The sequence below is a fragment of the Mycobacterium sp. genome, assembly GCF_040509115.1.
Classification (GTDB): Bacteria; Actinomycetota; Actinomycetes; order Mycobacteriales; family Mycobacteriaceae; genus Mycobacterium.
Genome location: NZ_JBEVLO010000089.1, coordinates 1 through 8,305, shown reverse-complemented (window position 1 = coordinate 8,305; position 8,305 = coordinate 1). Strand labels below are relative to the sequence as shown.

The 8,305-nt window shown below is 62.8% G+C and carries 9 protein-coding genes and 2 pseudogenes; 9 read left to right on the top strand and 2 right to left on the bottom strand.

Annotated elements, in window-relative coordinates:
* The 8 genes and pseudogenes from ABW137_RS07560 to ABW137_RS07525 all read left to right on the top strand — a co-directional run.
* Nucleotides 1-410, top strand: a pseudogene (locus tag ABW137_RS07560) (hypothetical protein); the annotation flags it as partial.
* A complete protein-coding gene (locus ABW137_RS07555) occupies nt 407-859 on the top strand; it encodes a hypothetical protein (protein ID WP_526398477.1) in 453 nt (150 codons plus the stop codon). The pseudogene ABW137_RS07560 and the gene ABW137_RS07555, both read left to right, overlap by 4 nt.
* A 12-nt stretch (nt 860-871) precedes the next feature.
* Complete coding sequence (locus ABW137_RS07550) at nt 872-1,189, top strand: hypothetical protein (protein WP_526398479.1); 318 nt, start codon at nt 872-874, stop codon at nt 1,187-1,189.
* Nucleotides 1,120-1,371, top strand: coding sequence for a MarR family winged helix-turn-helix transcriptional regulator (locus tag ABW137_RS07545; RefSeq protein WP_526398475.1), 252 nt, complete (start codon nt 1,120-1,122; stop codon nt 1,369-1,371). The genes ABW137_RS07550 and ABW137_RS07545 overlap by 70 nt, the downstream gene beginning before the upstream one ends.
* A gap of 267 nt (nt 1,372-1,638) precedes the next feature.
* Nucleotides 1,639-2,076, top strand: a complete 438-nt coding sequence (locus tag ABW137_RS07540; RefSeq protein ID WP_526398473.1) for an FAS1-like dehydratase domain-containing protein — start codon at nt 1,639-1,641, stop codon at nt 2,074-2,076.
* Entirely contained in the window at nt 2,076-2,531 is a 456-nt protein-coding gene (locus tag ABW137_RS07535) for a hypothetical protein (RefSeq protein ID WP_526398471.1), read from the top strand. The genes ABW137_RS07540 and ABW137_RS07535 overlap by 1 nt, the downstream gene beginning before the upstream one ends.
* Nucleotides 2,528-4,081, top strand: coding sequence for an AMP-binding protein (locus ABW137_RS07530; protein ID WP_526398469.1), 1,554 nt, complete (start codon nt 2,528-2,530; stop codon nt 4,079-4,081). The genes ABW137_RS07535 and ABW137_RS07530 overlap by 4 nt, the downstream gene beginning before the upstream one ends.
* 6 nt (nt 4,082-4,087) lie before the next feature.
* Nucleotides 4,088-4,472: pseudogene (locus ABW137_RS07525) on the top strand (ATP-binding protein); the annotation flags it as partial.
* A 166-nt stretch (nt 4,473-4,638) separates the two neighbouring features.
* Here ABW137_RS07525 and ABW137_RS07520 read toward each other — a convergent pair.
* Nucleotides 4,639-5,640 (bottom strand): hypothetical protein, encoded by a 1,002-nt coding sequence (locus tag ABW137_RS07520; RefSeq protein WP_526398467.1) that lies wholly within the window; start codon nt 5,638-5,640, stop codon nt 4,639-4,641.
* 146 nt (nt 5,641-5,786) lie between these two features.
* Here ABW137_RS07520 and ABW137_RS07515 point away from each other — a divergent pair, with 146 nt between their 5' ends.
* Nucleotides 5,787-6,431 carry a TetR/AcrR family transcriptional regulator gene (locus tag ABW137_RS07515; RefSeq protein ID WP_526398465.1) on the top strand — a complete coding sequence of 215 codons (645 nt, stop codon included), beginning with the start codon at nt 5,787-5,789 and terminating at the stop codon, nt 6,429-6,431.
* A gap of 441 nt (nt 6,432-6,872) precedes the next feature.
* Here the strand turns inward: ABW137_RS07515 and ABW137_RS07510 are convergent.
* On the bottom strand, nt 6,873-8,305 hold a 1,433-nt coding region (locus tag ABW137_RS07510; RefSeq protein WP_526398463.1), incomplete at its 5' end, for a coniferyl aldehyde dehydrogenase.

Genomic DNA, 8,305 nt, shown 5'->3' with positions numbered 1-8,305 from the left:
CCATCTGGCACCTACCGAAATGGATCGCCGACATCGACCTCACCGTCGGCGGACCCGCGGCGGGATGCCGTCTCGCCGACCGCTCGACCGGCGAGACGATCCTGGAGACACGCTGGCGCACACGGCTGCCGCGGATTCCGCTATCGACCTCGAGCACCGTTGTCGGGCTCACACCGGTGCCCCACGGGATCGAACTGTCCCCCAGTGTCACCCACCTCACCGGCCTCCGTTTCCAACTCGGGGGCACCAGACCTCGGGTGGGACGTACCCATCCGATGGCCCAGCTGCTTCGCGAGCTCGGGCTACCAAAACGCCCTTTGGCCACCATCGTGCTCGACGGCGTCAGCATCGACCTCCAAGCGCCCATCGCCCTGCGACCGTCGACGACCACCACCGAGGAGCGCGGATGACCATGAACCCGACCAACTACGAGCGCAACGTGCGATGGGCCCTACGCATCGCCGGGCTGTTCAACGTCGCCGGAACTCTAGGGGCCACCAAGGCGTTCACCGACGACGCGTACTTCCAGATGGCCCCCACCACCTACAACCGCAAGTCGATGCTGATGGCGATGCTGTGGGGAGCGGCCTTTTGGACCTGCGCCGATACCGCGGCACGCTCACCAAGGATCCTGGCAGTGTTCGCCGCAGAGAAGTTGTACTACTCCGCCGCCGGAACGCACTGGCTGCTCACGACCTCACCGAGGCGCAGAGCTGAACTCAAAACCCTGTCACCGCAGAACTTTCGGATGTTCCACCTCAACGGCCCCGCAGACGGACTGTGGGCGGTCATCTTCGTCGCGCTATTCACCACTGGGCATCGGATGCGTAACGAAACAATCGCGACACACCACAGTTGATACTCTCGGATCGTGCTTGAACGCGATCCCGACGATCCCGTCGAGAAGGACAGCGGCGAGGCCGGCACCGACGCCATCGCGCACTTCCTGTCGGGGTCCCTGCAACGGCACGTCATCGAGTTCGGTGAGTGGATGGTCAGCACGAGCAATCAACGCGCGCGGGCACGCGGCCACGAAGCAATGCGACCGGCGCACGCCAACCTCCTCGTCCACCTCAAGCTCACCGGCAGCCGCAGGTCGACATCGCTCGAATCCAAGGTGTGTCGAAAACCGCTGTTGTTCAACTGGTCTCGGAACTCGAGAACCTCGGCTACGTCGAACGCCGGATAGACCCCACCGACGGCCGCGCAAAGACGATCCACTACACGCCCAAGGGGTTGGGTCTGTTGACCGACGCGATGGAAATCGCCGAGGAGATCAACGCCGAACTCAAGTCGGCACTCGGCGAGCGCGGCTTCGCCGAATTGTCCACGCGCATTGCGCAGGTCGCACACATCCGTCACGGCGATTGAACCGCGCCGGAGTTAGTGAAGTATGCTTGACTAATTTTGGGGTCGGCGGTTAACTCGAGGGAGTTCGATCGACCCGTGAGCACAGAGGGTCGAAGTCGAATGGCCGCAAGACGATCTGCACTTTCGGGAGCATCTCATAAACGCGTTGGATGATCTTGACCTCGTAGACAATCCCAGCACCGCCACCGAACACGTTCTCCTCAAAGAAAATTCGGCCGAAGGAATCATGCCGTTCGTGCAGAAGCGCCCGCCGGTGCGGAGCAATCAATGACCAATGCCGACGATCCCTATCAACCCGGCTTCGAACTCGACCGCCGATTTCTAGTCCTCGACGAGGAGATCGCCGACCGGTACCTCGAGACCACCGGCGCCCCCCGCCGCGGCCACGGGACCACCTCCGCGCCGCGGGTCGTGCCCGCCGTCGCGCTGGCTCCGCAGCTATTCGCCTTGGGTGAGCGCAGTGTTCCGCCCTTATGGGGCACGACGGTACTCACCGCCTCGATGAGCTGGCAGCACCACGCTCCGATGCACGTGGGCGAGGAAGTAACGATGGTGATCTGCGTCGTTGACCGATACATCCGCAATGGCCGCGACCATTTGTGCACCGAGATGACCGTCCAAACCGCCGACGGCACGCTCGCCTGTGTCGGCACCGTGACCGTCATGACACCGGTCCCGACGCCGTCTCCCGAGCCGGTGCAGTGATGGCGCACCCCGCCTCCGGCCACGACGCCTGGTCATACGAGGTCGAGCTCACCGACACCGCTAGCCGCGCCTATTGGACAGGGACCCCCGGAGCAGATTCCAACGTGCACTACAGTTCGACGGCGGCCCAATCCGCGGGCCTGCCAGCGCTTCTCGTCTCCGCACCCCACCTACTCTCGATCTGCGATCTAGCCATGGCCGACATCTTCGGTGCGACCTGGGCCCTGACCGGACGACTGGACCTCAAGTTCATCGGCATGGCCCTCACGGGAAGCCGCGTCGTTGTGCGGTCACGGCTGTCCGAACGCCACCCCGAGGAGACCGGCGCCGCAACGATGGTGCTCGACGTCCGCCTCGACACCGGCGATCCGCAATCGCGGCCGTTGTGCATCGGCACCGCCCGCGCCCGCCTCGACGAGGACGCGACCCACTTGAACGGAAACGATCGCCGGTGACCTCGACAGCATTACCCGGCCTCATCGCCCTGCACGCCAAACGAAATCCCGACCGGGTGTTCCTCGAACACGTCGACGGCGGTGCAATGACCTACCGCCAGGTCCACGACCAAGCTCTGTGCTGGGCCGAAGGATTCGAACGAATCGGTGTGCGAGCAGCAGAGCTCGTCGGATTGATGATGCCGGCCGGACTCGACGCCTTCTGCGCGTGGCTGGGACTGGCGTGGCTGCGCGCGATACCCGTCCCGATCAACACCCTGCTGCGCGGCCGGACTCTCGAGCACGTGCTCGTCGACTCCACGATCAAGGTGGCCGTGGTGGCAACCGAACACGTCGAGCAGATCAGCGACGTTGCTGCCGCCACCGCCCTGACCGACCTCCTGTGCCCAGATCCGCTGCCGTACACCGTCTCCAACCTCAGGGTGCATCAGCGCGGCCAGATCGTGCCGGACTCACCAACCAACGTGTCGCGGACCGCGCCCACGATGCGCGATGTCGCGACGGTGCTGTACACCTCGGGGACCACCGGTGCCGCCAAGGGTGTCCTCATGCCCTGGGGACAGCTCCACGCCACTGCGGAATACCCGTTCCCGCTTGATGATTCGAGTACCTACTATACGCCATTTCCGCTGTACCACATCAGCGGTCTCGGACCGTTTTTCAGCATGGCGCAGGCCGGTGGTCGGGTGGTTCTGCGCAATGGCTACAGCACCTCGGCGTTCTGGTCCGACGTCACGGCGTTTCGGTGCACCGAGGCCGTCGTGTTCTCCGCCATCATCCACTTCCTGCTTCGGCAGCCAGCCAGCCCCGGCGATGCCGACAACCCGTTGCGGCACGTCATCATGGTGCCGCCCGTGGAGGCCGTGGCGTTCTGCGAGCGATTCGGTGTTCAGGCCACCACTATGTACAACATGACCGAACTGAGTTGTCCGCTGGTCCACGAGCCTTCCGAACCGTTGTTCCCCGGATTGTGCGGCAAACCGCGCGCGGGATACGAACTGCGGTTGGTCGATGACGACGACTACGAGGTGCCCCGCGGCGCGGCAGGTGAACTCGTCGTGCGCACCGAGGAACCCTGGCGGTTGTCCGCAGGCTATCTCGGCAGATCCGCCGACACCGTCACCGCGTGGCGCAACCTTTGGTTTCACACCGGCGACATGTTCACCAGAGACGACGATGACCGCTTCGTCTTCGTGGACCGCAAGAAGGACGCGATCGGGCGCCGGGGGGAGAACATCTCCTCGGCGGAGGTCGAGGCCGAAGTCCTCGCCCACCCCGCGGTGCGCGAGTGCGCGGCCATTCCTGTCCCCTCACCGTACGGCGAGGACGAGGTGATGATCGTCGTGTCGGTGTCATCGACCACGCTGGCAGCCGACGAACTGGCGGCGTTCTGTGAATCCCGCATGCCCAGGTACATGGTTCCTCGCTACATCGACATCGTCGACGAACTGCCCAGGACCGCGACCGGCAAGGTAAGAAAGGCAGCGCTGCGAGACCGGGGAATCACCAAAACCACCTGGGAGAGAATCACATCCGCGCAAAAGGCGTGACCGAGAGCACGCAGCCACCGTGCAGTGATCAAAGGGCGCTGGGCGAACCACCATGCGCTTCTTCGCATGCCCCACCCTGCTCGTCATCGGCGAAACGGGCTATCTGCCGTTGCTAGCCGAAGCGTCCGCGGCACTGTTCAGGTGTCTCCCCACGCTACCCAGGGCGTCCAACGTCGTACCACCAACCGTGGCGTCGGCGACTGGCACCGTCGCGATATCACCGTCGCTGCTGTCATGCCCGACCGGACGTTACGCCGTGGTCGTCAACCTCGACGGAGAGTCCTACGTACGTGACCACCACGCCGCCGCAGACACCCTTCACCGAGCCATAACCGGCACCCGCCAAGCGATACACGGACCCCGCCATCAGGTGGGGAGTTTCGGTGAGTGAACCCGGGGACTTGCGATCCAGCTGGCGCCAGCGGGGATCTCGCCCAGCTTCTTGACTCGACGTGGACCATGATTCCGCAGTCGCACCCGCGGCTTGTATTGACACCCCGCGGCTCAACTTAAGTACGAGGTAGTCCCTCGCCATTCAGTTGGTGAAGTTAATCCGTTCAGGGCCAGTTCGGGAAAGGCGCGAACACGCTGTCGTGGCCGAACATGTACCTGATGAGCATGATTGGCAAGAGCTGCGTCACCTGCGCCCAGTAGAACACTGAGATCCATCCACCGAGCTTGATCAGCTCGTGCCGGACATCCCACGACGTACGGGTCGGTGTAGCCAGTTCGCGCAGCGATGGGGCACCAACACCAGTTGCGTCGCGATGAGAGGGAATGCGGAACAGGCGTGCAATGCGCGGCGACGTGCCGTCCCTAGGATCGCCGGCCATCCACGCGACCACGTTGGGCCAGATGATCATCAGCAGAGGAGGGATGACGAGGGTTTGGATGCCGGCACCGCCGAGAGGAACCCATGAGAAGTGGGGCCCCAGGGGAGGGTCGTAGGTCCACCATCCGAAGTAGGTTGCGGTCCCTTCGACAAGAAGATCCCAGCAGTAACTGAATGGAATTCCGACGATGAAGAGCGACTTGAGTTCGCCCCATCCAGTTCGCGTCGAAACGAACTGGAGGATCCGCAATACCACGTATGGAAAAATGCCCCAGTAGACGCCGTATGCGAACGGCACGAAAACGGGGTTGTCCCACACATGCCATGGGTAATTGAATGGCAGCTGATAGGTCGCGAACGCGGGGCTGTAGGTCAAGTAAATACCCCAGTCGGCAATCGTCTCCACCCAGAATGACGCCACGCCACTAACGAAGAACAGCCAGTACCACGACAGCGACTTCCGCCGCACCGATTGCACAGTCAACGCGACGAAAACTGTGATCGCCGCGGCCGGGATCACCCAGTTAAAGAACCAGGTTGCCGGCGGGTTTTTCACTGCGTCGGGTATCACTACCGGATGGTCGGCGAAAGGGCTCTGTCCAAGAAGCGCCGGCACGAAAAAGACGAGTGTGCCGAAGACGACCAAAGACCCAAAAACAAGTGCCGCCGCGAGGCCGTACCGCTTGCGCGCCTCGTCAATCTGTGGACCACGCACTTCAGTTGTCACTTTGTCATCTCCTAGAGATCTAGCTCACACCGTCGCGGACGTAACAGTATCTTGTCTCATGAGGCGAGACAAATTCAGCTGCCGTCTCAGTGTCCGCATCGGGTCCGGCTGTCGTACCACCGCTCGCTCCCGTGACATCCTGAACCGTGGCCGATATCCGCAGCACGCTGCTGGCAGCAGCCGACCAGCTCCTCGCACAGGGCGAAGCGGTCTCTATCGAAGCAACTGCCGAACGCGCCGGAGTTTCCCGCTCGACCGCGTACCGCTATTTCTCGGGGCGCGACGATCTGCTGTTGCACTTGGCAACCGTCCGTTCGGGCCGTCTGCTGGATCAAGCGATAGATCTCGTCGCCCGTGAAGGCACTGCGACGACCCGACTGACAGAGGCAATGGTCTATCTTTTCACGGCAATCCCAATCGATGCAGTGCTCGCCGAATTCGTCAAAGAAGGACCCAAAAGCCTTGATCGGCCCGCCACTCGCGAAGCTGCCTACTCATTCTTGGGCCCACTGGTGACCCAGGCGCAGCAATTGGGAGAGTTTCGAAATGACTATCCGCCAACGGAAGCCGTGCGCTGGTTGGTTACCCAGTTGCTGACCGCGATCTCGGTGCTCCACGACGACGTCAGCCAATTCCGCAACTGGTTCCGATGGTTCGTGCTGCCCGCACTGACGTCGGCTCCGGCTACATCTGATGCGTCGAGCTCTATCGCGGCATCCCTTCGGGCGCATGTCCGTGCCTTAGGTCAGCTCGCCGACCGGATCGACGATGATCCGCGCGGCACTTGCTAGGTGTCCTGACCTGAGAGGTCGATACGCCGGTAGCAGGGTCCTTGGCCGCGCTGTTGTCGGCTCAAAGTTGTTGCGGTGCCTTCCACCTCATCCTAGAGAAACGCCAGAGTCGTCAAACTTAGTAAGCGTGATAGTGGCTGTCCCGCAAGCCGTTTAGCGCCAAATCCCGGTTGCCGCCGCGATGTACCGCCAAGCGCGACGGCGGTAACCCAGACCCATTTCTGCACATCCACAGTCACCTGACACACCCCTGCGCACCGCCCAGTGGCCTCGCGTAAACACCAAGGCCCTAGGTCTCGCTTCGTCGTCAGCACGCACATCATGCACAGACGTGCGATCGGGTGGAACTACCGGACCGACCACGAGGCGTCGATACACGTTCGCGACGAGACCGAACCCTTTCGGTCCCCTTGGCGCGCAACGCGGCATAGTCGCTAGGCGTCAGCGCCCGGCCTTGCCCAATCGTCGGCGTACCGCCCGTTTCTCCAAGGCGATCATCGCGCGTAACCCGCGTTGCTTGGCTCCGGTGTATGGCGCAGCGAGTGCCGCTGACATGGACAACCGCGATGGGGCATTCATGACACCACGGCCGTGGCTGAACGCTTCGAAACCCGACCGGCCATGGTAGTAGCCCATCCCACTGTCCCCGACGCCGCCGAACGGCATTCCGGCGACGGTGTAGTGCAAAGTGACGTCGTTGATGGTTACTCCGCCGGAATAGGTGCGGTCGAGGAACCGCTGGCGATCGCCGTCGTCGGGACCAAAGTAGTAGGCAGCCAGTGGTTTTGGGCGCGAGTTGATCTGATTGATCGCCTCGTCGAGGTACGTATAGGTCACGATGGGCAGCAGTGGTCCGAATATCTCCTCCTGCATGATCCGCATGTCACTGGTCGCGCCGAGCACCAAGGTGGGGGCGATCTTGTGAGCGGCCTGAGTGGAGAAATCCTCGCCCGCTGGATTGATGGTGATGATCTCGGCGCCTTTGGCTCTGGCGTCATCGATGAGCCCGTGGAGGCGGTCGAAGTGTCGGGCATTGACGATCGAGGTGTAGTCGTCGTTGTGGAGTATCCGCGGAAACATCTGCGCCACGGTGGACCTGATGCGGTCGATGAAGTCTCGTTCGAGACCGGCCGGAATCAGGACGTAGTCCGGCGAAAGGCACAGTTGGCCGGCATTCATCGTCTTGCCCACCATGACCCGGTCGGCGACAACCTTCGGGTCCGCATTTGACGAGATCACAACCGGCGACTTACCACCTAGCTCGAGAGTGACCGGTACCAGGTGGTCGGCGGCGGCCCGCTGTACGTGCCGGCCCGTACCAGGGGATCCGGTGAGCATGATGTGGTCCAATGGCAGCGCGCTGAACTCCGCACCTACGTCGGGACCGCCGGTGAACGCCCGTAACTCCTCGGGATTGAAGCGCTTGGCGATCTCAGCGCGGATCAGCTCTGAGGTGGCCGGGACGAACTCCGACAACTTCACCATGACGTTGTTTCCGGCGGAGAACGCCTGGGTGACAGGGTCGAATGTCAGACAGACCGGGAAGTTCCACGGGCTGATCACACCAACGACGCCCAGCGGCTGCCAGTCCACCCAGGCGCGGGCACCGGCCAAGCCCATTACTCCCGTGCTGTGTCGCGTCGGTTTCATCCAACTTCGCAGATGTTTGCGGGTGTGTTTGATGCCGGGTAGCGGTCCGGCCACGTCCGACAGCATCGATTGTGCACGGGATCGATGCCCGTAGTCCTCCACGAGTGCGTCGACGAGGGCGTCGCCGTTGGACACGATGAGGTCGATGACGCGGTCGATGCGGTCGATGCGGGTGGCGGCCGAGGGTGGACCGTCCCTGAGGAAGGCCTGCCGCTGGTTGGTCA

Coding starts and splice junctions, on each gene's coding strand:
- ABW137_RS07555 (WP_526398477.1), top strand. CDS start 407: ATGACCATGAACCCGACCAACTACGAGCGCAACGTGCGATGGGCCCTA.
- ABW137_RS07540 (WP_526398473.1), top strand. CDS start 1,639: ATGACCAATGCCGACGATCCCTATCAACCCGGCTTCGAACTCGACCGC.
- ABW137_RS07535 (WP_526398471.1), top strand. CDS start 2,076: ATGGCGCACCCCGCCTCCGGCCACGACGCCTGGTCATACGAGGTCGAG.